General features: G+C 58.4%; 28 protein-coding genes. 9 read left to right on the forward strand and 19 right to left on the reverse strand.

Annotated features, from left to right (window positions below; genetic code table 11):
• Positions 1 to 49: 49 nt before the first annotated feature.
• Positions 50 to 856, reverse strand: coding sequence for a flagellar motor protein MotB (locus EV660_RS08310; protein ID WP_071481930.1), 807 nt, complete (start codon positions 854 to 856; stop codon positions 50 to 52).
• 197 nt (positions 857 to 1,053) lie between these two features.
• Here EV660_RS08310 and EV660_RS08315 point away from each other — a divergent pair, with 197 nt between their 5' ends.
• Positions 1,054 to 1,644 (forward strand): transglycosylase SLT domain-containing protein, encoded by a 591-nt coding sequence (locus EV660_RS08315; protein WP_071481929.1) that lies wholly within the window; start codon positions 1,054 to 1,056, stop codon positions 1,642 to 1,644.
• 15 nt (positions 1,645 to 1,659) lie between these two features.
• Here EV660_RS08315 and paaZ read toward each other — a convergent pair whose 3' ends face one another.
• The 9 genes from paaZ to EV660_RS08360 form a co-directional block, all read right to left on the reverse strand.
• Positions 1,660 to 3,711 carry a phenylacetic acid degradation bifunctional protein PaaZ gene (gene paaZ / locus EV660_RS08320; RefSeq protein ID WP_100319064.1) on the reverse strand — a complete coding sequence of 684 codons (2,052 nt, stop codon included), beginning with the start codon at positions 3,709 to 3,711 and terminating at the stop codon, positions 1,660 to 1,662.
• Entirely contained in the window at positions 3,711 to 4,463 is a 753-nt protein-coding gene (locus EV660_RS08325) for a Phenylacetic acid catabolic protein (RefSeq protein WP_071479922.1), read from the reverse strand. Before EV660_RS08325 ends, paaZ begins: the two co-directional genes overlap by 1 nt.
• A gap of 12 nt (positions 4,464 to 4,475) precedes the next feature.
• Positions 4,476 to 5,546 (reverse strand): 2Fe-2S iron-sulfur cluster-binding protein, encoded by a 1,071-nt coding sequence (locus EV660_RS08330; RefSeq protein WP_071479921.1) that lies wholly within the window; start codon positions 5,544 to 5,546, stop codon positions 4,476 to 4,478.
• A 10-nt stretch (positions 5,547 to 5,556) separates the two neighbouring features.
• On the reverse strand, positions 5,557 to 6,063 hold the full coding sequence (paaD, locus tag EV660_RS08335; protein ID WP_100319065.1) for a 1,2-phenylacetyl-CoA epoxidase subunit PaaD: 507 nt from the start codon (positions 6,061 to 6,063) through the stop codon (positions 5,557 to 5,559).
• Complete coding sequence (gene paaC, locus EV660_RS08340) at positions 6,057 to 6,827, reverse strand: 1,2-phenylacetyl-CoA epoxidase subunit PaaC (RefSeq protein ID WP_071479919.1); 771 nt, start codon at positions 6,825 to 6,827, stop codon at positions 6,057 to 6,059. Before paaC ends, paaD begins: the two co-directional genes overlap by 7 nt.
• Positions 6,827 to 7,111, reverse strand: coding sequence for a 1,2-phenylacetyl-CoA epoxidase subunit PaaB (paaB, locus tag EV660_RS08345; protein WP_071479918.1), 285 nt, complete (start codon positions 7,109 to 7,111; stop codon positions 6,827 to 6,829). Before paaB ends, paaC begins: the two co-directional genes overlap by 1 nt.
• An 89-nt stretch (positions 7,112 to 7,200) precedes the next feature.
• The gene (gene paaA / locus EV660_RS08350; RefSeq protein ID WP_071479917.1) at positions 7,201 to 8,178 is read right to left on the reverse strand and encodes a 1,2-phenylacetyl-CoA epoxidase subunit PaaA; all 978 of its coding nucleotides are present in this window, start codon (positions 8,176 to 8,178) and stop codon (positions 7,201 to 7,203) included.
• 15 nt (positions 8,179 to 8,193) lie between these two features.
• A complete protein-coding gene (gene pcaF / locus EV660_RS08355; protein ID WP_071479916.1) occupies positions 8,194 to 9,399 on the reverse strand; it encodes a 3-oxoadipyl-CoA thiolase in 1,206 nt (401 codons plus the stop codon).
• A gap of 134 nt (positions 9,400 to 9,533) precedes the next feature.
• A complete protein-coding gene (locus tag EV660_RS08360; RefSeq protein ID WP_084634721.1) occupies positions 9,534 to 10,517 on the reverse strand; it encodes a PaaX family transcriptional regulator C-terminal domain-containing protein in 984 nt (327 codons plus the stop codon).
• Between the two features lie 133 nt (positions 10,518 to 10,650).
• Here EV660_RS08360 and EV660_RS08365 point away from each other — a divergent pair, with 133 nt between their 5' ends.
• The 4 genes from EV660_RS08365 to EV660_RS08380 all read left to right on the forward strand — a co-directional run bounded on the left by EV660_RS08365 (position 10,651) and on the right by EV660_RS08380 (position 14,192).
• The gene (locus EV660_RS08365; RefSeq protein WP_071479915.1) at positions 10,651 to 11,700 is read left to right on the forward strand and encodes a TRAP transporter substrate-binding protein; all 1,050 of its coding nucleotides are present in this window, start codon (positions 10,651 to 10,653) and stop codon (positions 11,698 to 11,700) included.
• Positions 11,701 to 11,772: 72 nt separating this feature from the next.
• Positions 11,773 to 12,366 carry a TRAP transporter small permease gene (locus tag EV660_RS08370; RefSeq protein WP_244927324.1) on the forward strand — a complete coding sequence of 198 codons (594 nt, stop codon included), beginning with the start codon at positions 11,773 to 11,775 and terminating at the stop codon, positions 12,364 to 12,366.
• Complete coding sequence (locus tag EV660_RS08375; protein WP_071479914.1) at positions 12,363 to 13,859, forward strand: TRAP transporter large permease; 1,497 nt, start codon at positions 12,363 to 12,365, stop codon at positions 13,857 to 13,859. Before EV660_RS08370 ends, EV660_RS08375 begins: the two co-directional genes overlap by 4 nt.
• Positions 13,860 to 14,012: 153 nt before the next feature.
• On the forward strand, positions 14,013 to 14,192 hold the full coding sequence (locus EV660_RS08380; protein WP_071479913.1) for a hypothetical protein: 180 nt from the start codon (positions 14,013 to 14,015) through the stop codon (positions 14,190 to 14,192).
• On the opposite strand, the gene EV660_RS08385 is transcribed toward EV660_RS08380, so the two are convergent.
• From EV660_RS08385 to pyk, 7 genes are all read right to left on the reverse strand, one after another.
• Positions 14,182 to 14,991: a division plane positioning ATPase MipZ gene (locus EV660_RS08385; protein WP_071479912.1), complete on the reverse strand. Its 810-nt coding sequence runs from the start codon at positions 14,989 to 14,991 to the stop codon at positions 14,182 to 14,184. The two genes, EV660_RS08380 and EV660_RS08385, sit on opposite strands and share 11 nt — an antisense overlap.
• A gap of 154 nt (positions 14,992 to 15,145) precedes the next feature.
• Positions 15,146 to 15,367: a 50S ribosomal protein L31 gene (gene rpmE, locus EV660_RS08390; protein WP_071468043.1), complete on the reverse strand. Its 222-nt coding sequence runs from the start codon at positions 15,365 to 15,367 to the stop codon at positions 15,146 to 15,148.
• 11 nt (positions 15,368 to 15,378) lie between these two features.
• The gene (gene rplS / locus EV660_RS08395) at positions 15,379 to 15,759 is read right to left on the reverse strand and encodes a 50S ribosomal protein L19 (protein ID WP_071479911.1); all 381 of its coding nucleotides are present in this window, start codon (positions 15,757 to 15,759) and stop codon (positions 15,379 to 15,381) included.
• 299 nt (positions 15,760 to 16,058) lie between these two features.
• Positions 16,059 to 16,421 (reverse strand): 50S ribosomal protein L20, encoded by a 363-nt coding sequence (gene rplT / locus EV660_RS08400; RefSeq protein WP_071468041.1) that lies wholly within the window; start codon positions 16,419 to 16,421, stop codon positions 16,059 to 16,061.
• Between the two features lie 12 nt (positions 16,422 to 16,433).
• The gene (gene rpmI, locus EV660_RS08405; protein ID WP_071479910.1) at positions 16,434 to 16,634 is read right to left on the reverse strand and encodes a 50S ribosomal protein L35; all 201 of its coding nucleotides are present in this window, start codon (positions 16,632 to 16,634) and stop codon (positions 16,434 to 16,436) included.
• A gap of 116 nt (positions 16,635 to 16,750) precedes the next feature.
• Positions 16,751 to 16,984: a hypothetical protein gene (locus EV660_RS08410; RefSeq protein WP_071479909.1), complete on the reverse strand. Its 234-nt coding sequence runs from the start codon at positions 16,982 to 16,984 to the stop codon at positions 16,751 to 16,753.
• 27 nt (positions 16,985 to 17,011) lie between these two features.
• Positions 17,012 to 18,460, reverse strand: a complete 1,449-nt coding sequence (gene pyk / locus EV660_RS08415) for a pyruvate kinase (RefSeq protein ID WP_071481926.1) — start codon at positions 18,458 to 18,460, stop codon at positions 17,012 to 17,014.
• Positions 18,461 to 18,655: 195 nt separating this feature from the next.
• Between pyk and EV660_RS08420 the strand changes: the two genes are divergently transcribed.
• The 4 genes from EV660_RS08420 (at position 18,656) to EV660_RS08435 (ending at position 22,088) form a co-directional block, all read left to right on the forward strand.
• On the forward strand, positions 18,656 to 18,970 hold the full coding sequence (locus EV660_RS08420) for a DUF1244 domain-containing protein (RefSeq protein ID WP_071481925.1): 315 nt from the start codon (positions 18,656 to 18,658) through the stop codon (positions 18,968 to 18,970).
• A 3-nt stretch (positions 18,971 to 18,973) separates the two neighbouring features.
• Entirely contained in the window at positions 18,974 to 19,597 is a 624-nt protein-coding gene (locus EV660_RS08425; protein ID WP_071479908.1) for a DUF5671 domain-containing protein, read from the forward strand.
• A 1-nt stretch (position 19,598) separates the two neighbouring features.
• Positions 19,599 to 19,994, forward strand: a complete 396-nt coding sequence (locus EV660_RS08430) for a hypothetical protein (RefSeq protein ID WP_100319067.1) — start codon at positions 19,599 to 19,601, stop codon at positions 19,992 to 19,994.
• Positions 19,995 to 20,213: 219 nt separating this feature from the next.
• Positions 20,214 to 22,088: a calcium-binding protein gene (locus tag EV660_RS08435; protein ID WP_071479906.1), complete on the forward strand. Its 1,875-nt coding sequence runs from the start codon at positions 20,214 to 20,216 to the stop codon at positions 22,086 to 22,088.
• A gap of 68 nt (positions 22,089 to 22,156) precedes the next feature.
• Here EV660_RS08435 and EV660_RS08440 read toward each other — a convergent pair whose 3' ends face one another.
• Both EV660_RS08440 and ilvD read right to left on the reverse strand, forming a co-directional pair.
• On the reverse strand, positions 22,157 to 23,020 hold the full coding sequence (locus EV660_RS08440) for a D-amino-acid transaminase (protein ID WP_071479905.1): 864 nt from the start codon (positions 23,018 to 23,020) through the stop codon (positions 22,157 to 22,159).
• A gap of 1 nt (position 23,021) precedes the next feature.
• Entirely contained in the window at positions 23,022 to 24,863 is a 1,842-nt protein-coding gene (gene ilvD / locus EV660_RS08445) for a dihydroxy-acid dehydratase (protein WP_100319068.1), read from the reverse strand.
• Positions 24,864 to 24,895 lie beyond the last annotated feature (32 nt).

Raw genomic sequence — 24,895 nt, forward strand, 5'->3', positions numbered from 1 at the left:
TCGATTCCATTTCAGATACGATTCTCCGGTCCAGTATCGGGCTTGAGGCTTAATTTCCCCCTAACGGCTCTGGCATGGTGAATTTCCTGAGCAAGGTCAGTTCGATGCGGTTGTTGCGCATCGCTGTTGGCACCGGGTCAGCCAGTTCCCGATCTGCATGCCCGGTCACACGCTGGAACCGAGATGTGGACAGGCCAGAGAGGTCCATCATCTGGTGCACTTTCCGTGCCCGGTCGAGAGATGTTGGCCAGACAGGGTTTTCCAGAAAGACCGATGGGAAACTGCGGGAATGGGCGTCAATAGCGACCGGGTTCAACACCGTCTGAAATGCACTGGTTATGGCTTCGATCAGAAATTCCAACACAGGTTTGGGCGTATCTGTCCCGTCCTCGAACAAGCTGCGGTGTTCCAGATCGAACAGTTCAACGACCAGTCCGTCTTCGGTCATGCGGATGATGAGGTGTTCAAATGCGCTTGCAAGCGTTTCATCCTGCATCGCAAGTGACCTTATTGTATCCATCACGGTTTCTAGGGTGAGGGTTTCAGACTGGTATTCCTCTTTGGTGGCGATGTCATCGGTGATGGAATCCTCCAGCGAAAGGGAAACACCGCCAAACAAATCCCGTCCACCTGCGGAATCGCTGCGGACAGTCTGTGTGTCCGAGAAATAGTCCGCAATTCCCTGACGTTTTTCTTCGTTGACAGACCCAAGCAGCCAAAGCATCAGGAAAAATGCCATCATCGCTGTCACGAAATCAGCATAGGCGACCTTCCACGCACCGCCGTGATGCCCGTCGCCGCCGGATACCTTTTTCCGTTTAATAATTATCGGTCTGACATTGTCAGCTTTTGGCATCATCCCACCTATATCTTCACCCGCGCCCCAGCATATCGCCGATGGCTGAACAGCCCGTTAATTTGCGAATGAGAAAGGCAGACGTTCACATTTCCATCAGAAACGCAGAGAATACCGCATTCCACCCTGCCATGGCCCGTGTGGGGGTTACAAATTTGGCTTTATTCGCTATGATGACCCAAAAAATTGAGGATAAAATGAGCAGAATAATCCTTGTGGTGATGGTTCTCGCCAGCCTTGCCGCGTGTGGCAGGCGCGATGGTCAGTTTTCAGCCCCCCGAAATCTTGAAAATGCATGCTTGATGGAGCGCGAGCGTCCACAATATTTTGCGGCCATGCGCGCGACGGAGCGGCGCTGGGGTGTGCCCTTGCCGGTTCAGATGGCGATTATCCACGCAGAAAGCCGGTTTATCGGTGATGCGCGGACCCCTGTGCGCTACACTTTGGGGGTCATCCCGATGGGCCGGCAATCCTCGGCGCTGGGCTATTCGCAGGCGCTGGATGGCACATGGGAAGAATATGTTCAGGAAGTTGGCAGTCGCAGGTCATCGCGCACGAATATACGTGACGCAACCGATTTCATCGGTTGGTATACGAACAAGACGCGGGAACGTAACGGGATTCCCCTGACAGATGCGCGCAACCAGTATCTGGCTTATCACGAAGGGCATACGGGTTTCCGGCGCGGATCGTATAATTCCAAGCCCTGGCTGATTGGTGTTGCGGATCGCGTTGCCTCTCGTGCGGCGATGTATGACCAGCAATTGCGCGGGTGTGGGCGGCGGTGACAATGGGCCTGCCGGTCAGGCAGGCCAGGTTTTTGCAACCATCGTCAGCACATCATAGAGGGCGACAACCTCGCCAGTGTGCTTGTTGATCTGGCAATCCCAGCGCACTTCGCCATAATCGCCTTCGGCGCGCGGGTTTATGTCCTTGCACGTCAGTTTAACGCCAAGCCTGTCCCCGGGGTAGACCGGGGTCAGGAAACGCAGGTTGTCGATGCCGTAATTGGCCAGAACCGGCCCCGGATCGGGCTGCACGAACAACCCTGCTGCGAAAGACACGATCAGATAGCCATGCGCCACGCGCCCGTCAAAGAACGGGTTTGCGCGGGCAGCATCTTCATTCATATGGGCATAGAATGTGTCGCCGGTGAAGCCCGCGAAATGCTCGATATCCGCCAGCGTGATTTCGCGCTGCTTCGTTACAAGCTGGTCGCCGATGCGCAATTCGGCTAATGATTTGCGGAACGGATGAATGTCGGCGCGGGTTTCCGCCCCGTCCAGCCATTGCCCTGTAACGGCTGCCAACAGGCGCGGTGCGCCCTGAATGGCGGTGCGCTGCATGTAATGGTGCAAGCCACGCATCCCGCCCAGTTCCTCGCCCCCGCCAGCGCGCCCCGGTCCACCATGCACCAGCATCGGCAAGGGAGAACCGTGGCCGGTTGATGTTTTGGCGCTGTCGCGATTGCCGATCATCACGCGGCCATGAAAAGGGGCCAGCCCAAGAACCACCTCTTCGGCCACATCGGGCGCATGGGTGAACAGCGACGACACAAGCGAGCCTTTGCCCATCGCGGCCAGTTCTGCCGCTTGGCCAAGATCGTCATAGGGCATCAGCGTGGCGACAGGGCCAAAGGCTTCGACCTCATGGATTGCGCGCGCCTTCATCGGCTGATCGGCATAGAGCAGGACAGGGTTCAGGAACGCGCCTGTGTCACGATCGCCTGTTGTGAGCTGCACCGAGTCAGGGTTGCCGAAGATGATCTGCGCATCACTTGCAAGGGCTGCAATCGCGCGGCGCACATCTTCGCGCTGGTCCAGACTGGCCAGCGGTCCCATGCGGGTGGTCTTGTCGCCCGGCAGGCCGACCGCTACCGCCCCCAGCTTCGCGGCCAGCGCCGCGTGCACCGCATCGGCCTGTGCGCGCGGAATGATAACGCGGCGAATGGCGGTGCATTTCTGGCCTGCTTTCGCTGTCAACTCACGCACAATTTCACGGATGAACAGGTCAAACTCGGGGGTTTGCGGCGTTGCATCGGGGCCAAGGATACAAGCATTCAGGCTGTCTGCTTCCATTGTGAAGCGGGTGGAATTGGCGATGATCGCGGGATGGGCGCGCAACATCTGTCCGGTACTGGCCGATCCGGTAAAGGTGACGATATCCTGCCCTGTCACATGGTCCAGCAGATCACCGACATTGCCACAGACAAGCTGCAAACTGCCTTCGGGCAGCAGCCCTGTATCGATGATGCGGCGCACCATCAATTCGGTCAGATAGGCAGTCTGGCTGGCCGGTTTCACAATCGCGGGCATCCCGGCCAATATATTTGGGGCCAGTTTTTCCAGCATCCCCCAGATTGGAAAGTTGAATGCGTTGATATGCACCGCAACCCCGCGCAGGGGTGACAGGATATGCTGCGCGGAAAAGCTGGCATCTTTCGACAGGGGTTCAACCACGCCATCGCTCAATACGCGGGTATTGGGCAATTCGCGCCGCGCCTTGGACGCGTAGTTCAGAAGCGTTCCAATACCGCCCTCGATATCAATCTGCCCGTCCTTCGGCGTGGCCCCGGTGGCCAGCGACAGGGCATGAAAGGCGTCTTTCTGTTCCATCAGTTTCAAGCCCAGCGCCTTGAGCATCAGCGCGCGCTCATGCAGTTTCATGGCGCGCAACGCCCCGCCAGCGGCGCGCCCGTAAGCCAGTGCCTCGGCAAAATCCAGCCCGGTGGAGTCGATCTCGGCGACGATTTCGCCTGTGGCGGCATCGCGCAAGGGCTTGGCACTGCCAGTGCCCGCGCGCCATGCGCCGCAGATATAGCTTTCCAGCCGCAGGGGGTGTTTCACATCAAGCATCAGTCAACTTTCAATCCGTGTTCAGACAATTGCGCCGCAACTGTCGCCTGCCATTCTGCCAGCATCTCGGCATTGGGGCGGTGCCGTAGCCCGAACCGCCTGTGCATCTCGAAGCGCTGCGAATCCTTCGCGCCAAATCCAAGGCTGACCCGCGGGTGCCAATATCTGACCGAGGCCTGTGCGTCATCTAGGTTGGTTGCAACGATCTGCGCCAGACCCTCGCGCCCGAGTTCTGCATGGCGCGTCTCGGCTGGCAGGATGTCACGAAACACCTCGGCCAGCGGTTGGTAGGACATGCGCGCAAATTCCTGCAGTTGAATGACCGCCGCCGCGCCTTGCAGCACATTCATCACCACCGCATCGGCCCAGCCAGTGAACGGGTAGTGAAACACCGCCAGCCGCATATCGCCGCCCTGCCGCGCCGCGCCAATATCGGCGTCGCGCGCGACGCGCGCGGCCCAGGGGTGGGTGCCGACATATCGCGTCGTGTCAGCCCCGAAATCTGCCATGACTTTCAGCACGCGCCCTGCATGATCCGCCTTTTCCAGCACGATCCTTGCGCTGGCGATGCGAGAGGTGATGCCGGGTGCATCATTGATCACATCGGCAAACCCGGCAGAGGCCGCCAACTCGCTATCGACAAAGGCCGCCATCAGGCGCAACAACTCGCCCCGGTAGCGCGGTGGCACATTGTCGGGCGATGTCAGCCGCCCGCCCTGTGCCAGGTATTCTTCAATCGGCATCTCGCTCATGACTACGTCCCTTTATTCATCATAGCTGATGACCAGCCGATCACTCAGCGGCAGGCACTGGCAGGTCAGCACATAGCCTTGGCGGACCTCGTAATCCTCCAGGGCGTGGTTCACAGCCATTTCAGCCTCACCCTCCAGGACCTTGGCGCGGCAGGTCGAACAGACACCGGCCTTGCAGGCAAAAGGCGCGTCCAGACTGGCCCCAAGGGCGGCATCCAGCACTGAGGTGCCATCCAGCGGCAGGTCCAGATTGCGGGTGGTTCCGTCCAGAGTGATGGTCAGGGCACAGGTCTTGCCACTGGCCGCCTGCGTTTTGGCTTTTGCGCTTTGCTGCAACCGCCCCGGCTGGTTCGAGGCGAATAATTCAAACTTGATCTGCCCCTCTTCCAGCCCATGCTCGCGCAAGGCGCCCGCAATTGTCAGCATCATCGGCTCTGGTCCGCAGATAAAGGCCAGATTTACCGATGCAGGGTCAATCCAATGGGTGAACAGCGCCGCCATCTTGTCGGCATCAATCCGGCCGGTGAACAACTCGATTTCCTGCGCGTCCTGTTCCAGCACATGCAAAACCGTCAGCCGCCCCAGATGCATGTTCTTCAGGTCTTCCAGTTCCTCGCGGAACATGATCGAGCTGATCTGCCGGTTCGCATAGACCAGTGTGAATCGCGATTTCGGTTCTCTTGCCAGCACAGTGCGGATGATTGAGAGCACAGGCGTAATGCCGGACCCACCGGCAAAGCCAAGGTAATGCCGCCCCTGTTCGGGCGTCAGTGGCACATGGAAATTGCCCGCTGGCGGCATCGCCTCCAGCGTGTCACCGGGGGCAAGGTTCTCATTGGCCCATGTTGAAAACGCGCCCCCTTCGACCCGCTTTATTCCTACCCGCAAGCGGCCATCATCCAGCCCCGAACAGATCGAGTAGGAGCGGCGTATCTCCTGCCCGTCAAAGTCGCGCCGGAATGTCAGGTATTGACCCTGAACAAAGCGAAACGCGTCCTTATCCTTGGGCTGCAAGGTCACGATCACGGAATCGCGCGTATCATGAAGCACTTCGGTGACTTGCAACGGGTGAAAACGGCTCATCTTTCGGACCTCAGATACATTTGAAATAATCGAACGGTTCCAGACAGTCGCGGCATTGATAGGCCGCCTTGCACGGGGTTGACCCGAACTGGCTGACCTTTTGTGTCTGCTCTGACCCGCAGCGCGGGCAGGGCACGACCAATGCGGCGCCCGTCAGCCGGTTGATCCGGCCTGCAACCACCCCTTGCGCGCCGGTCCCGTCAATGGGCGGTGCAATGCCATAGGCGCGCAGCTTCTCGCGCGCTTCAGATGCAAGCCAGTCGGTGGTCCAAGGCGGGTCAAGGCGGCGCTCCAGCCGCAGCTTGTCAACCCCTTGCGCGCGCAGGGCTTTTTCGATCTCGAAATTGATGACCGAAGTGGCCGGGCATCCAGAATAGGTGGGCGTCACGGTCACAACCAGAGTGTCACCCTCATAGGCTACATCACGCACGATCCCCAGTTCGGTGACCGAGATGACAGGGATTTCAGGGTCGGGCACCTCTGCCAACCAGTCCCAGACCTGCGCAAGCTCTACCATGTCGCATCCGGATAGGCGCGTTGCAGCCATTGCATGGTTGCCAGCATATGGCCCAGATGTTCCGAATGCGTGCCCTGCTTGCCCCCTTTGTGCATGAAACCCTGATCGGGCGTTTTCAGAGTGGCTTCTGACAGAACCTCGGTTACCAATGCCTCCCATTGCGGGCGGATGCTGTCAGGTGCGGGCATGATCCCGGCCTCGGCCAATGCGCGGTCGGTGTCATCCGCCATCATCATCTCACCCGTATAGGGCCAAAGCCGGTCAAGTGCGCTTTGCATTCGCGTATGGCTTTCAGCCGTGCCATCGCCCAGACGGATCACCAGATCGGCCGACCGTTCCAGATGATAGGCCACTTCCCTGCCCGCCTTGGCGGCAATCGCGGCGATACGCGGATCGCCGGACCCTTCCAGCGCCTTCAACATTGGCTGGTGCCATGCGTCAAACAGGAACTGGCGCATCAGGGTCTGGCCGAAATCGCCATTCGGGCGCTCGACCAGCAGCAGGTTGCGAAAATCCCAGACGTCGCGGCGGAATGCCAGCGCATCCGCATCGCGCCCCTTGCCTTCAACCTCACCGGCCAGCCCCAGCCACATCTGCGTCTGCCCGATCAGGTCCAGCGCGACATTTGCCAATGCAATGTCTTCTTCCAGCACAGGCGCATGGCCGCACCATTCTGACACCCTATGCCCCAGAACCAAAGTGCTGTCGCCCAAGCGACACAGGCCTTCAAACAGGGCCACATCCAGATCCAGCGCCACGCTCATTACATTTTCCCCACTTCGTCGGGAATGTCGAAAAATGTCGGGTGCCGGTATACTTTCGCATTTGACGGCTCGAACAATGGTCCCTTTTCCGACGGGCTCGACGCCGTGATCGCATTGGATGGCACCACCCAGATGCTCACGCCCTCATTGCGCCGGGTGTAAACATCGCGCGCATGTTTGACCGCCATCTCGGCATCGGGCGCGTGCAGGCTGCCCACATGACGGTGGTTCAACCCATGCTGGCCGCGAATGAAGATTTCCCATAGAGGCCACTCACTGGACATCGCTTCGCCCTTTCATCCTTGTCAAAATATCCTGGGGGTAGGCCGCAGGCCGCAGGCCGCAGGGGGCAAAGCCCCCTGAGCCAGATCACCTATTCCGCCGCGACCTGTGCTGTGCGCTGTTTCGCGGCATGGGCCATCAGCCCGTCGCGAAACCACGCGCCGTCTTCCCACGCCTTTTGCCGTGCCTCGATCCGCTCGGCATTGCAGGGGCCATTGCCCTTGATCACCTCGAAGAACTCCGTCCAGTCCGGTTCCGAGAAATCGTAACCGCCCTTTTCCTCGTTCCATTTCACAGCAGGGTCAGGGATGGTCAGGCCCAGATATTCGGCCTGAGGTACGGTCTGATCGACGAATTTCTGGCGCAGCTCGTCATTGGTGTTCATCTTGATCTTCCACGCCATGCTTTGTGCGGAATGGACCGAATCCTTGTCGGATGGGCCGAACATCATCAGGCTTGGATACCAGAAGCGGTTCAGCGCATCTTGTGCCATCGCCTTTTGTTCAGGCGTGCCGCGGGCCATCTTCATCATGATGTCATAGCCTTGGCGCTGGTGGAAACTTTCTTCCTTGCAGATTCGGACCATCGCGCGGGCATAGGGGCCAAAACTGGTGCGCTGCAAGGGCACCTGATTCATGATTGCCGCGCCATCCACCAGCCAACCAACTGCGCCCATATCGGCCCAGGTCAGGGTCGGGTAGTTGAAAATGGAAGAATATTTCATTTTCCCCGACAGCAATGCTTCGGTCAACTCGTCGCGGGAAACGCCCAGTGTCTCGGCGGCGCAATAGAGATACAGGCCATGCCCTGCCTCATCCTGCACCTTGGCCAGCAGGATCGCCTTGCGTTCCAGTGTCGGTGCGCGGGTGATCCAGTTGCCTTCGGGCAATTGGCCCACAATCTCGGAATGGGCGTGCTGGCCGATCTGGCGGATCAGTGTCTTGCGGTAGCCTTCGGGCATCCATTCCTTCGGCTCGATCTTCTCGCCCGCATCTATGCGCGCCTGAAACGCGGCAAGCAAGGCGGGGTCGTCATTACTCGCTTCGGATTTAACCATCTGTGCATACATGACAGGACTCCTTGGTCAGACTCGTTCCAGTATCAGGGCGACACCTTGCCCCACGCCCACACACATGGTGCAGAGTGCATAGCGCCCGCCGCTTCGGTGCAGTTCCCATAGTGCGGTTGTCACCATACGCGCGCCAGATGCGCCCAGCGGATGGCCCATCGCGATGGCGCCGCCATTGGGGTTCACATGGGGTGCATCATCGGGCAGGCCAAGATCACGCAGTACAGCCAGCGCCTGGGCGGCAAAGGCTTCGTTCAACTCGATCAGGTCCATATCGTCGATTGTCAGCCCTGCAAGTGCCAGTGCCTTGCGCACGGCTGGCACCGGGCCAATGCCCATCAAGCGCGGCGTTACCCCGGCGGCGGCCATCGCAACGACACGGGCACGCGGGGTCAGACCCTGCGCGCGTGCCACCTCTTCCGAGGCTAGCAGAAGTGCTGCCGCACCATCATTGACGCCACTGGCATTGCCCGCGGTCACAGTAAGATCAGCGCCATTGATCCCGCGCAGTTTTGCAAGCGTGTCAGGTGTCGTATCGGGGCGGGGGTGTTCATCGCGGTCGATCACCAGCGGATCGCGCTTGCGTTGTGGCACTTCAACGGTGCAAAGCTCGTCCGCGAAGTGCCCGCTTTCCTGTGCCCGCGCCCAACGCGTTTGCGAACGGTGGGCGAAGGCGTCCTGATCCGCGCGTGACACGCCCCAATCCGCAGCGACATTGTCGGCGGTCTGGGGCATGGAATCGACGCCATATTGCGCTTGCATCTTTGGATTGATGAACCGCCAGCCAATCGTTGTGTCATAGACCGCATTGCTGCGTGAAAACGCTGCTTCAGCCTTTGGCATGACAAACGGCGCGCGGCTCATGCTTTCGACGCCGCCTGCCAGCATCAGTCCGCAATCCCCCGCACGGATGGTCCGCGCCGCCATGCCCACTGCATCCAGCCCCGAAGCGCAGAGGCGGTTGACCGTGATCCCCGGCACATCGACAGGCAGGCCCGCAAGCAGCGCGGCCATGCGTGCAACATTGCGGTTATCCTCGCCCGCCTGATTTGCACAGCCATAGATCACATCGTCAACAGCGCCCCAGTTCAGGGACGGGCTGCGCTCGATCAGTGCACGCAACGGAATCGCTGCCAGATCATCAGCGCGAACTGATGCAAGGGCACCCCCATAGCGCCCGACAGGGGTGCGCTGTGCGTCACAGATGAATGCGTGCGGCAAGCGTGCTCCTCCCAAAGCAAGACCGGCTAAGCCCGACCGATTGGTCAGACAATACGCATCATATGTCACATCTCAAAGCTATTTTTAAATATTTTTGTGATGTTTGGATTTGAATTTCAGAAAATACAAGAATTTCAGGGGCTCAGGCTCTGTCGCAACCGTGCGTAGCGGCTTGCGCTGTCCCCGTCCAACGCGCCATCAGAGCTATGAAAATTGGCCGCGACATGCGAATCAGCCGCATCGCTCAGGTCTAGATAAAGCTGCGCAAACACTCTTCGCGCGCGCTGCCCGGCCCAGTCGGGTGGCAGGGCTGCGCAGGGCAAGCGGGGGTCGCGCAAGATGATCTGGCGGAATGCGTGAACCAGCAGAACACGCGCGTGCAAAGCGTCAGGGGGAGAAAGGTCGCGCATGTTTCCGATCTGAGAGGCCAGCGTCAGAAACCCCTCATAGTCCTGCCCAAGCGCGTCCAGATTCCACAATGTGGCGCCCAAGTCTTGCAAGTAATCTGGCGCACCAACGGCGGAGGCGGTCAAGGCCAGGGCCGTTTCCGGGATGGCCCCGCGCGCAGGGCCAAAGGCAAAATGGTCATTCAGCGACACATATCCATGCAGGCCAAGCGCCTCGATCTGGAGGGTTGACGAAGCTTCAGCAAAGAAGAGAAGGCGCCATTCGCGGTCATCGGGTTGGCCATAAATGATGTCTGCGGCTTGCCGATATTCCGCCCGCGCGGCTTCTGTCAGTCGATAGTAACTGCGTCTGCCTTTGCGCAACCCGACCAGTTGCTGCGCGCTGACAAGGCGCGATACGGCCGTGCGGATCAGGGTTTCACTGATCCCGAAAGGGGCGCAGAATTCAATAAGATTGCCGATCCAGACCTCGCCACCGCGCGGTTCTATCACGTCACCAAAGACGGTTACGATAAAACTGCCCGCGCGGATTGGCTGGGACAGCGTCAGTTCCGATAGTGTTGCAGCGCCCATGACATTCCCTGCGCCAAACCCGTCAGCCGACGCTACTTTGCCCGCCGCGACCATGACTAGCAACTGCGAAGGCGAATCAAATCTTGCTTTCTTGATCAAAGGCGGTTCAATCTTGGGGAATGTGAACCGCTGTTTCATTGACGACACGGATAGCGCAGGTCGCAAAACAAACAAAATCAACCGCTCGGTCGAAAAAACAGTAGCGTGAGAGGGATTCTTGTGCTTTCACATAGATCGTTGCGGATGCAACATTATCTTACGGGAGGAGATCATGATGAAACGCAGACCGCTTTTGGGGCTGATGGGCGGCGCGGCATTGGGCGCGCTAAGCCTTGGACTGAGCAGCAGTGCAGCACTGGCCCAAGAGGTCACGCTGACGCTACACCATTTTCTGGCAGCGCAAGCCAATGTGCCGACACATATTCTGGATGTCTGGGCTGATCGCGTCGAGGAGGACAGCGAAGGCCGCATCAAGGTAGACCGCTACCCGTCCATGCAGTTGGGCGGAACGCCGGGCGAATTGTATGATCAGGCAGTCTCTGGCAGTGCCGATGTGATCTGGACGGTTGTCGGCCTGACGCCCGGGCGCTTTCCCAGCACCGAAGTGTTTGAACTGCCCTTCATGGTGACTGATGCGCGTGCTGCGTCACATGCCTATTGGACGATGTTCGAAGAATCGATGCAGGAAGAATTCGCCGATGTGAAAATGATCGGGACCTGGGTGCATGGGCCGGGCGTCATTCATACCGAAGACCCGGTAACCCAGCCATCGGACCTGCGCGGCATGCAGTTGCGTGGCCCCTCGCGGCTGACGGTGCAATTGCTGGAAGCGCTGGGCGCAACCCCTGTCGGGATGCCAATCGCACAGACACCAGAATCCCTGTCGCGCGGCGTTATCAACGGGGCTGTCATGCCTTGGGAAGTCACCCCGTCGCTGCGCATCCCCGAACTGGTCGAGAACCACACCGAATTCGAAGGCGAGATGCTGTATACGGTGACATTTGTTCTGGCGATGCATCAGCCAACCTATGATGCGCTGCCTGATGACCTGAAAGCGGTGATAGATGCGAATTCCGGTCTGGAATTCTCGATCTTTGCGGGTGGCACGCAGCAGGATTACGATGCGCCGGGGCGCGAAATGGCCGAGGAAATGGGTAATAACATCATCACCATTCCCGCAGAGGAAGTTGCAGAATGGAAAGCGCTGGCAGAACCGATATATGACCGCTGGATTGCCGATATGGAAGGGCGGGGCAAGGATGGACAGGCCCTGATCGACCGTGCGCGCGAATTGATGGCGGAATACGAAGCCGCGAACTGACGCGATCCGCAGTATCCGGGCGGCCTTTGCTTTGGGCAAAGGCCGTCCTTCCGCGCCCCAGACTTCAGGGATATGAAGATTATGCATGCGTTCATGATGGCAGCGTCGCGGGGTCTGGCGATGATCGGGGGCATTGTGCTTTCGGTCGTGATCCTGATGACTTGTGTTTCAATTCTTGGCCGTCATTTCAGTTCGGCGCTGAATTCCGATATGATGCAGACAGTGGCACCTGGCGTCGCAACCTGGCTGCTGGGCCTTGGAATCGGCCCGATCTATGGTGACTACGAATTGACAGAACTGGGCATGGGTTTTGCGATTTTCTGTTTCCTGCCCTTGTGTCAGATCACGTCAGGTCATGCGCGCGTTGATATCTTCACCGCGTTCCTGCGCGACACGACAAACCGTTGGTTGCGGCTGGTGATAGAGGTGATCTTTCTGGCCGCTATCGCGCTGATCGCGTGGCGCCTGTCGGTTGGCATGACCAGCCGGATGCGCAGCGGACAGACGACATATCTGCTTGAATGGCCCGTATGGTGGCCCTACGCGGCCTGCATGGCAGCGGCTTCGGTCGCTGTCATTGTGGCGGTTTACATGGTGTACGTCCGAATGCTCGAAGCCTTTGGTGGCAAGGATATCATCGGCGAAAGCGGGGAGGGCGAGCATTGAGCGCGATGACTATAGGGCTACTGTCCTTTCCTGCCCTTCTGACGCTTATCTTCCTGCGGGTGCCCATAGGTCTGGCCATGTTTGTGACAGGGCTGGTCGGGCTGGTGCTGGTCACGGGCAGCACGAATATGCCCTTCTCGCGTTTGCAGACGGAAACTTTCACCACCTTTGCCAGCTATTCGCTGTCGATTATTCCAATGTTCCTGCTGATGGGGCATTTCGCGACCCTTGGGGGGATGTCACAGGCATTGTTCAAGGCCGCCGAAGGATGGCTGGGCCATCGCAAGGGTGGGGTTGCAATGGCAGCGATCGGGTCCAGCGCAGGGTTCGGGGCAATTTGTGGGTCTTCGCTGGCAACTGCCGCCACGATGAGTCGCGTGGCGCTGCCGGAACTCAAGCGCTACGGCTATGCGGGGGGCTTTTCGACCGCGACGCTGGCTGCGGGGGGGACGCTGGGTATTCTGATCCCGCCATCCGTGGTGCTGGTGATCTATGCTATCCTGACAGAACAGAACATCGCCAAGCTGTTTCTTGCGGCCTTCGTTCCCGGTATCATGGCCGCGCTTGGCTATCTGATCGTGATCTCGATCTATGTGCGCGTGAACCCCGATTCGGCGGGCACGCGCCCCCGGATCGCCTATGGCGAACGGTTCCGCGCGTTGGTCAAGGTCTGGCCGGTGATGGTGGTTTTCGGGCTGGTTGTCGGGGGGATCTATGCAGGTTGGTTCACGCCAACCGAAGGGGCCGCCGTGGGCGCATTTGGCACCGGGCTGATTGCCTGGGTCAATGGCGGGCTGACACGCAAGACGCTGGCCGAAAGCTTCTATGTCACAGCGCGTTCCAGCGCGATGATCTTCTTCATCATCTTTGGCGCGGCGTTCTATAACGGGTTTCTGGCACTGACGCAGGTGCCGCAGAGTATTGCAGCATGGGTGGGCGGTTCCGGTTTCAGCCCGTTGATGGTGCTGCTTCTGATCCTGTGCTTCTATCTGATCCTTGGCTGCGTGATGGACAGCCTGTCAATGATCCTTCTGACCATCCCGATCTTCTGGCCGATCATGATGGAGCTGGATTTCAACTTTGTCACCATGGCCGACTTGCACGCTGCACGCGCCAGAGAGGCGTTCCGTGCAGGGGTGGAGGTGGCGCCGGAAATGCTGCGAAGTATCGAAGCTGCATTGGCCGCAGGCGCCGAGTTGTCGCGCGAGCAGATTCAGGCCCTTGGCTTGCGCCGCGTCAATGATCTGGCGCTGCAACGCGCCAATATCGAGATGACGGCCATCTGGTTCGGTATTCTGGTTCTGATCGTTGTTGAAGTGGGTCTGATTACCCCACCAGTTGGCATGAACCTGTTTGTCATCAATGCGATGGACCCGAAAACAAGGATTACCGATACCTATCGCGCGGTCATGCCCTTTGTGGCATCTGATCTGATCCGTGTTGTGATTCTGGTCGCATTCCCTGCGATCACGCTGTTCTTGATTTCGCCGTGACATACTATTTCGCTGCACCTCAAGCTGTTCTTTGCCTGGGGTGCAGCACCTTCCTGAAATATGCGAATCCGGCAAATGGCCCAGATGGCGCCACATTTTCGCCGTTACCCCTAAGCAAAACTAGGGGCGTTAACCATGTGGAAGGAAAAGCCGATGTTCCAATTTCTGTCGGAAGTCAGCACACCGAAGGCAAGTGAACCCAAGATGCCATTCATGTCATTTGGCAAGGCCAAGGCCAAGGCGGAGCCGGATGAGCGCGTCAATACGCGGATTGATCTGCTCTCGGAGAACCTTGATGCGCGGCTGCCAGATCGAGGATATATCAAACACTGATCTGAAGATCTGGCAATTCCAGCGCGCCCATAAGGTCGCGCAATTCCTGTCGGGCTGCGACATGGGACATGGTCATGGGTTCACTTCCCAGGTCGCGCAGATCCAGCAGCGTAAGCCCCTTAGGAAACAATTCACGAAACACCACGCGTTCGCTGAACCCTGGTGCCAGACGAAAACCGATGCGCCGGGACAAGACTTCCAGCGCATCGCCCACCTTGCGCTTATTATGCATGGCAGTGGTGCCCATCCTGTTGCGCAAAACGACCCAGTTCAGCGGGCGCAACCCTGCCTGCGCGCGTGTCTGGCGCGCCTTCCAGACCATTTCGGAATAGATTGAGGGGGATAATACCTCGCCGGTTTCCGGGTCTGTCCGGGCCAGCAAATCGAAATCTATGAAACTGTCATTGATCGGGGTGATCAATGTATCGGCCACGGAATGGGCATATTGGCTTAGTCTTGTGTAAGAGCCCGGACAGTCAATGACAATATAATCACAATCCGCGCTGAGCGCTTCCAGCGCCGCACCCATGCGGGCGTCGTGCAATTGTGGGCCTTCGGGGATGTCGAAATCTGCCGCATCGGGTAACGGCTGAAAACGCGGGGTTGGCAGGTCCACGCCCGAACGCTTGACCCAGTTGCGGCGGTTCTCGATATAGCGGCCAAAGCTTAGCTGGCGGACATCAAGGTCCATCGCCCCGACACGCTGCCCCATGCGGGCCAGTGCCACCGAGACATGCATCGACACCGTTGACTTGCCCGATCCGCCTTTTTCATTGCCGACCACGATGATATGCGCCATCGCGAATGCCCCGCTACCTTGCCCCGAATATGCCTGCGTCCATCTAGGCTGGCCGCAAGGCGGATACAAGCATTCTCATCAGTCATGCAAGGGTTTGTCTGAAAACAAAAAAGGCGCGGTTTCCCGCGCCTTTCCGAACGTTCTGCGGCAGGTTTCAGAAACCAAGGCCAGCATATTTGTTCTTGAACTTCGACACACGGCCACCTGTGTCCAGCAGACGGCTGCTGCCACCGTTCCAGGCGGGGTGTACGCTTGGGTCCACGTCGAGCGACAGGGTGTCACCTTCGGCGCCCCAGGTCGATTTCATCTGAACGATGGTGCCATCGGTCATCTTGACGTTGATCAAGTGGTAATCGGGATGAGTTTCGGATTTCATGGCTGCGCTCCTCAGGCTTTCGCGTCAAGCGGACGGTAGTTGGTCTTTTCGGCGATACGGGCAGATTTGCCGCGACGGTCGCGCAGATAATACAGTTTCGCACGGCGAACACGGCCACGACGCACAACCGAAATGCTGTCGATATTGGTCGAATACAGCGGGAACACACGCTCTACGCCTTCGCCGAACGAGATTTTGCGCACTGTGAAAGAAGCAGCGATTCCATCGCCACCTTTGCGCGCGATGCACACGCCTTCAAAGTTCTGCACCCGCGAGCGCGTGCCCTCGGTCACCTTGTAGCCAACGCGGATGGTGTCGCCCGCCTTGAAATCGGGAATTTCCTTGCCAAGCTCTGCAATCTGCTCGGCTTCTATCTGTGCGATCAGGTTCATCGCAAATCCTCTCATATGCACGCAGTTTTTCTGCGTCGGTGATGCTGCCCAAGAGCTCTGGTCTTCGACCGGGTCCATCGAAATGCCCGCCAGAGGTAGGTCACGCTTGTCATATCGCAGCAATGCTTCCTGATCCTGATGAAGCGGCCAGGTATGGAAACACGCAAAGACCCTTGGCCGAATCTCGTCCAAAGGTTGCGCTCTATTACGGCGCGCGGACCTTTGGGTCAAGGCATTTGGGTAGCAAAAACCCCGCAATACGGCGGTATTGCGGGGCTTCAATTTCAGTTTGGCGCAGTTCAGGCCATTGCAGCCTTGGCTTTGGCGACGATCTGGCCAAATGCATCGGGTTCGTGCACAGCAAGATCGGCCAGAACCTTGCGGTCCACTTCGATCCCGGCCAGGCCCAGCGCGTTGATGAAACGCGAATAGGTCAGCGAGGGATCAATCTCGCGCACCGCTGCGTTGATGCGCTGAATCCACAATGCGCGGAAATTGCGCTTGCGAACCTTGCGGTCGCGGGTGGCGTATTGGTTGGCTTTGTCCACAGCCTGCGTTGCAGTGCGGAAGTTGCGCGAACGCGCGCCATAATAGCCTTTGGCGGCCTTTACGACCTTGCGATGACGGGCGTGGGTGACTTTGCCGGATGTTACACGTGACATGACAGCTGCTCCTTAGCGATCGTAGGGCATATATTTCTTGACGATGCGCGAATCCTGATCGGACAGGATTGTATTACCGCGCGCGTCGCGAATGAATTTCTTGGTCCGCTTGATCATGCCGTGGCGTTTGCCTGCCTGACCTGCCTTGACCTTGCCTGTGGCTGTCATGGAGAAGCGCTTTTTAGCGCCGGATTTCGTCTTCATCTTAGGCATTTCCGTCTCCTTTCGGTGGAGGGTGGTTGATGCGACTCGGCATGCCTCTTGGCCGGCCGCATTCTGGTTAGAGCGCGCCGCTTAACGCAGAACGCCAGCCTGCGCAAGAGCGGGTGTTACAAAAGCGCAGCGACCCGCGCGACAAATTGCGTTGTCAAAAGCGGTATCTCATGAAGCTGATACATGCCTTCGGGCCGGTCAATCGCTACGAAAACAATCAAGCCTGCGCCCAGTATCAGAAGCGACGCCGCAAATACCGGTTTGCGGCCATGTGCCCACGCACTGACAAAGCTTACGAAAGCAAGCGGTAACAGATAGGCCCCGGCCAGAAAGAGTGTCGCGTGATCCATGATGCGCCGTAAAATAGGTGCCGCAAATTACTCCGGCTCGCCCGTCATGATCAAGTGTTCCGCGCAGGGTGCGACGCGCAGGATATTCGTTGTGCCGGGCTGGTTGAAGGGGATGCCCGCAGTCACAAGGATCTGGTCCTTTTCGGTTGCGAATTCATATTTCCGCGCCACGCGCACAGCGTTGATGACCGCTTTCTTGAAGCGCTCCACATCGCCAGTGATCGTCTCGCAATGCACACCCCAGATCAGGGCAAGCCTGCGTGCGACGGGTTGGATGGGGGTGATCGCGATGATCGGCACATGTGGGCGCTCACGCGCCACAAGATTAGCGGTTGTCCCGGACTCCGTGAAACAGCAGATCGCGGCGATATCGGTTTTCTCTGCCAACTCCCGCGCAGCCGCGACAATACCATCAGCAATCGTGTGGTGATTGACCTTGCGAGAGCTGTCGATGATTTCGATATAGGTCGGGTCGCTTTCAACTTCGATAGCGACGTTGTTCATTGTGGTCACTGCCTCGATCGGGAACTGACCGGCGGCGGATTCTGCCGACAGCATGATGGCATCTGCGCCCTCATAAATGGCTGTCGCAACATCGGACACTTCGGCGCGGGTGGGCATCGGGCTTTCGATCATCGATTCCAGCATCTGGGTGGCCACGATGACCGGCTTGGCGGCGGCACGCGTCCGGCGCACAAGGCGCTTCTGGATTGGCGGTACGTTCTGCACCGGCAGTTCCACACCCAGATCGCCGCGCGCCACCATAATCCCGTCTGACACAGCAAGAATTTCATCAAACGCCTTGATCGCGGCCGGCTTTTCGATCTTGGAGATGATTGCAGCGCGGCCCTGCGTCAGTGTTCGCGCTTCCGTCACGTCCGAGGCGCGTTGCACAAATGACAGCGCCAGCCAGTCCACACCCAACCGGCAGACGAATTCAAGATCGTTGCGATCCTTTTCTGACAAGGCGGCCAGTGGCAACACGACCTCTGGCACATTCACGCCCTTGCGGTTTGAGATTGTGCCACCCACAGTCACGGTGCAATCGGCAAAATCGGGGCCGCAGGCATTCACGCGCAAGCGGATCTTGCCATCATTCACCAGCAGTTCCGCGCCCGGTTCCAATGCCTTGAAAATCTCTGGATGTGGCAGATTCACGCGTGTTGCGTCACCTTCGGCCTCATTCAGGTCAAGCCTGAATTTCTGCCCGTCCTCCAGTTCCACAGACGACTGGGCGAAGGTTCCAACACGCAGTTTTGGCCCCTGCAAATCGGCCAGAATGGCGATTGGGCGGCCCAGATCGGCCTCAACCTGCCGAATAATTGCATGGCGCGCCGCGATCTCGTCATGGCTGCCGTGACTCATGTTCAGCCGAAAGACATCTGCGCCTGCTTCGAAAAGTGCACGGATCATCTCGTAGCTGGAAGAGGCAGGGCCAAGGGTTGCCACGATCTTGATCATACGATGACGACGCAATGGGGAGGTCATACAATTTCCTTTCTACCGGCGCAGCGCCGCATGTCAGCCTAAGCAGGGTTTATGACAGGACACCCAGAAACTGAAACCGTTAGCGCAATCATCTATCAGGTCCGGTTTGATTTGCAAGTCTCGTCAGGCTTGACGCAGATGCGACGCAAGCGCAAGTTACAGCCTATTCAAGGGAGTATGAGCATGGATGAACAGACCCGGATAGAACTTGAAGCCGCAGCGTTTCGCACGCTGATGGATCACTTGCTGCACAAACGCCCCGATGTCCAGAATATCGACATGATGAACCTCACGGGCTTTTGCCGCAACTGCCTGTCGCGCTGGTATCAGGAAGCAGCCAATGCACGCGGTATCGACATGAACAAGGAAGAAGCGCGTGAAATCGTTTACGGGATGCCCTATTCGGAATGGCGCGATAAGCACCAGACCGAAGCAAGCCCTGAGAAACAGGCCGCTTTTGAGAAGTCCTTTGCCGAGAATGTGGGCCGAAAGACATAGTCGATGAAACCCGCAGATCAGCTTGCCGCTTTTGTACAGGACGGGTTTCGCGCGGGCCATAGTGCAGAAGAATTGCGCGATGCGTTGGGGCGCGCGGGCTGGTCGGACCCGGAAATTGACAGCGCCTTGGCAGGGTGGTCGGATCATGGATTGCGGTTGCCCGTGCCACGCCCGCGCCCGTCCCTCAACGCGGCAGAGGCCGCAACCTACGCGCTGCTGTTCTTTGCTCTGCTGTCTGTCACATGGAATGTGGTGGCGCTTTCCTTTTGGTTGATCGAGATATGGTTGCCAGAGCCGGATAGCAGGTCTGGCTATGGGACAGCACGGTCCATGCGCTGGTCGATTGCTGTTCTTGTCGTGGTTTTGCCCCTGTTCCTGTGGTTACAGGCGCGCACAGATCGCGCCGCGCGCGCCAATCCCGGCGAGCGTCGGTCGCCCACGCGCAAGAATTTCGGGGCGGTCACTGTGTTTCTGGCAGCGCTGGTGTTGTTGGCAGATGCGATTGCCGTGGTGTTTGCGTTTCTGAATGGTGACATGACGTTGCAATTTCTTCTGAAGGCCGCGGTTGTGGCACTGGTGGCGGGGCTGATCATTGCCTGGTTTCGCAGTTTTCTGGCGGATGATTGACATGCGCGCACCTGCACTTGCGCTGATACTGTTAAGCTTGGCTGTTGTGGTGGCTGCCGTGGTGACGATTGGCGGGCCAGAACAGGCCCGCGCCGAACGGCGCGATGCGCAGCGTATGACCGACCTGAATACGTTGGGCCGGCATCTGACTTGCCTGCTGGATCAGGGCCTTGCGCCTGACGACATCTCAGATATTTGCCCCCAGCCCGCGCGGCTGACAGATCCGAAAACGGATATGCCCTATCAGATCACCCAGATCTCGGCCGCGACAGCGCGGGTCTGCGCAGAATTTGAGCGGCCAGCGGGGACAGATGCTTTTGCCTACCGCGCAGATTTTGACAGGGATACAGGCTGCCTTATTGTGCGCCGGACGCCATCGCGCCCGATGCGGGAGTGACCGGCCCGGCGATGCGCGGTGGCCCCCGGCCTCGACTCCGCGCAACTGATGGGCCACAAAATCCCGCAAAGCTGACCCTTATCACTCATGGCGGCACTATGTGCCGGGTCCAGAACCGCAAGAAACTTGGCTGTTTATCACCCTCATCTCCAAGGTACATTGACTCGTAAGCGGATACACCCCAGAATTTCATGATATTATTTTATTTCGGATTTCATTATGGAATATGGTTACCTGCTATTGCTGCTTGGCGCAGGGGCGATGGCCGTTCTCAGTGACATGTTGACTTCAAACAACTCTGACAACGATGCCGCCACAGAACCGGCAACTCCAAACGAGGAAGAGGACACATCCGCAGATCGGGTGATCCTTGGCACCGAAGAAAACGACCGATTGGAAAGCCTGGGTGGCGAAACCCTATTTGGTCTTGGCGGTGATGACGTTCTTATAAGTTACGGCAACAGCACTATGTTTGGCGGCGATGGAGATGATGTGCTTGTCTCTGTCGGCGGCGGTGCGGTGCTCATTGGCGGGGAGGGGGCAGATACCTTCCGCATAGAGCTTCTTGGCGTGCGCGATGATGGCACGCTGCTGGATTTTTTCGGCCAGCCCGTCGCTCCGGCAGTGATTGACGATTTCAACCCGGATACCGACCGGCTGATTCTGGACCTGCTTGACAGTACATTGCTGCCCGATGAGCCCGGGCCGGTTGTGCTGACCGGCACCGAAGCGCCTGATGGCGAGGGGCTGATGGTGCAAGTCAATGGTGTGAATGTTGTACAACTGTCCAGTTATGGGGGCGGTGACATGCAAGCGGCGCTGGAAGCGCTGGTCAAGGATTTCGATGCGCTGCAAGTCATCGGGGCCGGTTTCGAATTCCCGCCACAGGTCACAGGGACGCCAGAAGGTGTGGAGATCATCGAAAGCCCGGATGGGTCGCTGTCATTTGTAATCACCGACGATTATTCGGGGGGCGGTGAACTGGTCGGTGTTGCGGCTCGCGCCGATATCCTCGACCTGTCACAAGTCAGCGGGAGTGCCTCGATCATCGAAGACGACGAGGACAATATCTATCTGCGCATCGAAGGCGATGACGTGGAGCCGACGCTTTTGACGAATGTCACTTCGGTTATCCTCGGATCAGGCGAAAACGTCGTCAGTGTTGGCAGCGTGCCGGGCGGTTTCACAGTGACAGCAACTGATGGGACGAATGACATTTCGGCCTGGCGCGGGGGTCTGGATGTCAATCTTCAGGGCGGGACGAATACAGTCTATCTGGCCGATGAAGGTACATTGAATCTGCGCATCGGGGGTGGCGACAATACCATCACAGCGGATGAATTTGTCGGGATGCGCGTGACGATGCTGGAGGGCGCGGACGGAACCACTGTGATCGAAGGTGGCGAAACGAACGGCTTGGTGGAGTTTCTTGGCAGCGAACCCGACTTGAGCGCGGTGCTGACAGAGATGGGCGGAATGAATGCAACCTGGGCGGATGGAGGCCTTGAGGTTGAGTGGGTCCGCAGCTTGTTTGTCCAAGACGGCGCGACTGTCGATGCCTCTGCCCGTGATCCCGCTATATCACCCTTCCTGACGGTTAAAGCGATTGGTCCGAACACGACCGTCATCGGCAGTGCCGGTGTGGATCTGATCGAGGGGCAAGGGCGTTTCTTCGGCGGTCCCGGTGACGATGGGCTCGAAATTATGCTGAGCGGTGATGGGGGTGCAGAGGTCGATGGCGGCCCAGGCGATGATTTCATCTCTGTCTATCTGCTGCCCATGACATCGGGCGATATCGTGCTGACGGGGGGAGAGGGGCAGGATCAGTTCTATATCGCGGTCGGCTTTCAAGGTTGGACGGGTGAAAGCGGGGTCGTGCGGATCACGGATTTCGAAGACGATGAGCGTATCGTGATTGATGTCGCCAATTGGTTTGCGACGCCCGACATGCCGCAGATCCCGATAACGTTCGTAGAGGATGCGCAGGCGAATGAGGTTCAGATCCAGCTTGAGGGCAGACCAATTATCATTCTGGAGAATCGTTCAACTGTTCCACCCGGCGCAGTGCAGGTTTTTGATGCTCGGGACTTGTGAGGGGAAGGGCCGATCCAGTCAGATCGGCCCGTATTTTGGTTAACCAGCCGCACTGAACCGCGCTTGGGTCAGATCGCAGCCTTGCGGCTCTCTTCGATATAGATTTCGCGCAACCGCAGCGCCATCGGCCCCGGCACGCCCTCGCCCAGTGTTACGCCGTCAATCTGGACGACCGGCATAACAAAGGTGCTGGCCGAGGTCACGAATGCCTCATCTGCTGATTTCGCCTCTTCCACTGTGAAGCTGCGCTCCTCAACCGGCATCTGCGCCTCACGCGCGAAACGCAGCACGGCCGCGCGGGTAATCCCGTGCAGGATGTCATTCGACAGCGCCCGCGTCACGATCCGCCCGTCCTTGATGATATAGGCATTGTTCGAGGTGCCCTCGGTGACCGCGCCATCCTGCACCATCCACGCATCATCCGCGCCCTGTTTGATGGCCATCATCTTGCCCATGCTGGGGTAGAGTAGCTGAACTGTCTTGATATCGCGGCGACCCCAGCGAATGTCATCAATGGTAACTACCTTGATGCCCTTCTTTGCCTTGGGGCTGTCAACCAATGCGGGGTTGGATTGTGTGAACAACACCACAGTGGGTGTGGTGGTTTCCGGGTCCGGAAAGATGAAGTCCCGATCACCAGGCGCACCACGGGTGACCTGTAGATAGATCATGCCCTGCTCTACGGCGTTTTGCGCTGCAAGCTGGCGATGAACGTCCAGCCATTCCTCGCGGTCCATCGGGTTTACGATATCCAACTCGTTCAGAGAGCGTTCCAGCCGGTTAAAATGGCCATCAAAATCGATCAGCTTCCCGTCGATAACGGTGGTAACCTCATACACCCCGTCTGCCATCAGAAATCCGCGGTCAAAGATCGAAATCTTGGCCTCGCCCTCTGGCAAGTAGTCACCATTCACATAAACGACGCGGCTCATCTCACATCCCTTCAGGCAGTTTTCGGACAGCGCCCATCGCGGCCGAGGTGGTCAGCGCCGCATAGGCGCGCAATGCAGTTGTCACCTTGCGGGGGCGCGGTTTGGCAGGCACCCAACCTTTTTCATCCTGTGCCGCGCGGCGCGCAGCAAGGGTTGCGTCATCCACGGCCAGATGAATGGTGCGGTTCGGAATGTCGATCTCGACCAGATCGCCATTCTCCACGATCCCGATCAGGCCGCCTTCCTCTGCCTCGGGGCTGACATGGCCGATGGACAGACCAGATGTCCCCCCAGAGAAACGCCCATCAGTGATAAGCGCACAGGCCTTGCCCAGACCTTTGGATTTAAGATAGCTAGTTGGGTACAGCATTTCCTGCATGCCCGGCCCGCCGCGCGGGCCTTCGTACCGGATGATGACCACTTCACCGGCCTTGACCTTGCCGGTCAGAATGCCGCTGACCGCATCATCCTGACTTTCGAATACATGCGCAGGGCCAGAGAATTTCAGGATCGATTCATCCACGCCTGCGGTTTTCACAATGCAGCCCTGTTCAGCCAGATTACCAAACAGCACGGCCAGCCCGCCATCCTGACTAAAGGCATGTTCCTTGTTGCGGATCACACCTTTTTCGCGGTCTGCGTCAACCTCGCCGTAGCGCTTGTCTTGCCCGAAAGCCTGCGTTGTCCGCACGCCGCCCGGGGCCGCACGGTAGAAGTCATGCACGTCCGGGTCGTCCGTGCGCTTGATATCCCACATATCCAGCGCCATGCCCATTGTCGCGCTATGAACAGTGGGCAAATCTGCATGCAGCAGCCCGGCGCGATCCAGCTCGCCCAGAATAGACATGATCCCGCCGGCGCGGTGCACATCTTCCATATGCACATCGTCCTTGGCAGGCGCGACCTTGCACAGGCAAGGCACGCGGCGCGACAGGCGGTCGATATCCTGCATGGTAAATTCAATCTCGCCTTCATGCGCGGCGGCCAGTAGGTGCAGCACTGTGTTGGTAGATCCGCCCATCGCAATATCGAGCGACATTGCATTCTCGAACGCCTTGAAGGACGCGATCTTGCGCGGCAAGACGCTGTCATCATCCTGCTCGTAATAACGTTTGGCCAGATCAACGATCAGATGGCCCGCGCGCAAAAACAGCCTCTTGCGGTCAGCATGGGTTGCAAGTGTCGATCCATTTCCTGGAAGCGACAGGCCCAGTGCCTCTGTCAGGCAATTCATCGAATTGGCTGTGAACATACCCGAGCATGACCCGCAAGTGGGACAGGCGGCCTCTTCAATCGCTTGCACCTGCGCGTCTGTGTATTTGTCATCTGCTGCGACAACCATCGCATCGACAAGGTCAACGGCCTTTTGCACCCCATCGGCATCGACCTTGCCTGCCTCCATCGGTCCGCCAGAGACGAAGACCACAGGAATATTCAGACGCATCGCAGCCATCAGCATGCCAGGTGTGATCTTGTCACAATTGGAGATGCACACCATCGCATCGGCACAATGCGCATTGACCATATATTCCACTGAATCCGCGATAATCTCGCGTGACGGCAGCGAATACAGCATCCCGTCGTGGCCCATGGCGATGCCGTCATCCACCGCAATGGTGTTGAATTCCTTGGCCACGCCGCCCGCCTTCTCGACCTCACGCGCGACCATCTGGCCCAGATCCTTCAGGTGCACATGGCCCGGCACAAACTGCGTGAAACTGTTCACGATGGCGATGATCGGTTTGCCGAAATCATCTTCCTTCATGCCTGTGGCGCGCCATAGCCCGCGGGCCCCGGCCATGTTGCGTCCATGCGTGGTCGTACGAGAGCGGTATCTTGGCATCTGGCTATCCTCCGAATTCGCGCCTTGCATAG

The organism is Roseinatronobacter bogoriensis DSM 18756, assembly GCF_004366635.1.
In the GTDB taxonomy this organism is placed as follows: domain Bacteria; phylum Pseudomonadota; class Alphaproteobacteria; order Rhodobacterales; family Rhodobacteraceae; genus Roseinatronobacter; species Roseinatronobacter bogoriensis.

Excerpts from the sequence above, each read along its gene's own strand:
- EV660_RS08310 (WP_071481930.1), bottom strand. The coding sequence starts at position 856 with ATGCCAAAAGCTGACAATGTCAGACCGATAATTATTAAACGGAAAAAG.
- EV660_RS08315 (WP_071481929.1), top strand. The coding sequence starts at position 1,054 with ATGAGCAGAATAATCCTTGTGGTGATGGTTCTCGCCAGCCTTGCCGCG.
- paaZ (WP_100319064.1), bottom strand. The coding sequence starts at position 3,711 with ATGCTTGATGTGAAACACCCCCTGCGGCTGGAAAGCTATATCTGCGGC.
- EV660_RS08325 (WP_071479922.1), bottom strand. The coding sequence starts at position 4,463 with ATGAGCGAGATGCCGATTGAAGAATACCTGGCACAGGGCGGGCGGCTG.
- EV660_RS08330 (WP_071479921.1), bottom strand. The coding sequence starts at position 5,546 with ATGAGCCGTTTTCACCCGTTGCAAGTCACCGAAGTGCTTCATGATACG.
- paaD (WP_100319065.1), bottom strand. The coding sequence starts at position 6,063 with ATGGTAGAGCTTGCGCAGGTCTGGGACTGGTTGGCAGAGGTGCCCGAC.
- paaC (WP_071479919.1), bottom strand. The coding sequence starts at position 6,827 with ATGAGCGTGGCGCTGGATCTGGATGTGGCCCTGTTTGAAGGCCTGTGT.
- paaB (WP_071479918.1), bottom strand. The coding sequence starts at position 7,111 with ATGTCCAGTGAGTGGCCTCTATGGGAAATCTTCATTCGCGGCCAGCAT.
- paaA (WP_071479917.1), bottom strand. The coding sequence starts at position 8,178 with ATGTATGCACAGATGGTTAAATCCGAAGCGAGTAATGACGACCCCGCC.
- EV660_RS08360 (WP_084634721.1), bottom strand. The coding sequence starts at position 10,517 with ATGAAACAGCGGTTCACATTCCCCAAGATTGAACCGCCTTTGATCAAG.
- EV660_RS08365 (WP_071479915.1), top strand. The coding sequence starts at position 10,651 with ATGATGAAACGCAGACCGCTTTTGGGGCTGATGGGCGGCGCGGCATTG.
- EV660_RS08370 (WP_244927324.1), top strand. The coding sequence starts at position 11,773 with ATGAAGATTATGCATGCGTTCATGATGGCAGCGTCGCGGGGTCTGGCG.
- EV660_RS08380 (WP_071479913.1), top strand. The coding sequence starts at position 14,013 with ATGTTCCAATTTCTGTCGGAAGTCAGCACACCGAAGGCAAGTGAACCC.
- EV660_RS08385 (WP_071479912.1), bottom strand. The coding sequence starts at position 14,991 with ATGGCGCATATCATCGTGGTCGGCAATGAAAAAGGCGGATCGGGCAAG.
- rpmE (WP_071468043.1), bottom strand. The coding sequence starts at position 15,367 with ATGAAATCCGAAACTCATCCCGATTACCACTTGATCAACGTCAAGATG.
- rplS (WP_071479911.1), bottom strand. The coding sequence starts at position 15,759 with ATGAACCTGATCGCACAGATAGAAGCCGAGCAGATTGCAGAGCTTGGC.
- rplT (WP_071468041.1), bottom strand. The coding sequence starts at position 16,421 with ATGTCACGTGTAACATCCGGCAAAGTCACCCACGCCCGTCATCGCAAG.
- rpmI (WP_071479910.1), bottom strand. The coding sequence starts at position 16,634 with ATGCCTAAGATGAAGACGAAATCCGGCGCTAAAAAGCGCTTCTCCATG.
- EV660_RS08410 (WP_071479909.1), bottom strand. The coding sequence starts at position 16,984 with ATGGATCACGCGACACTCTTTCTGGCCGGGGCCTATCTGTTACCGCTT.
- EV660_RS08420 (WP_071481925.1), top strand. The coding sequence starts at position 18,656 with ATGGATGAACAGACCCGGATAGAACTTGAAGCCGCAGCGTTTCGCACG.
- EV660_RS08425 (WP_071479908.1), top strand. The coding sequence starts at position 18,974 with ATGAAACCCGCAGATCAGCTTGCCGCTTTTGTACAGGACGGGTTTCGC.
- EV660_RS08430 (WP_100319067.1), top strand. The coding sequence starts at position 19,599 with ATGCGCGCACCTGCACTTGCGCTGATACTGTTAAGCTTGGCTGTTGTG.
- EV660_RS08435 (WP_071479906.1), top strand. The coding sequence starts at position 20,214 with ATGGAATATGGTTACCTGCTATTGCTGCTTGGCGCAGGGGCGATGGCC.
- EV660_RS08440 (WP_071479905.1), bottom strand. The coding sequence starts at position 23,020 with ATGAGCCGCGTCGTTTATGTGAATGGTGACTACTTGCCAGAGGGCGAG.
- ilvD (WP_100319068.1), bottom strand. The coding sequence starts at position 24,863 with ATGCCAAGATACCGCTCTCGTACGACCACGCATGGACGCAACATGGCC.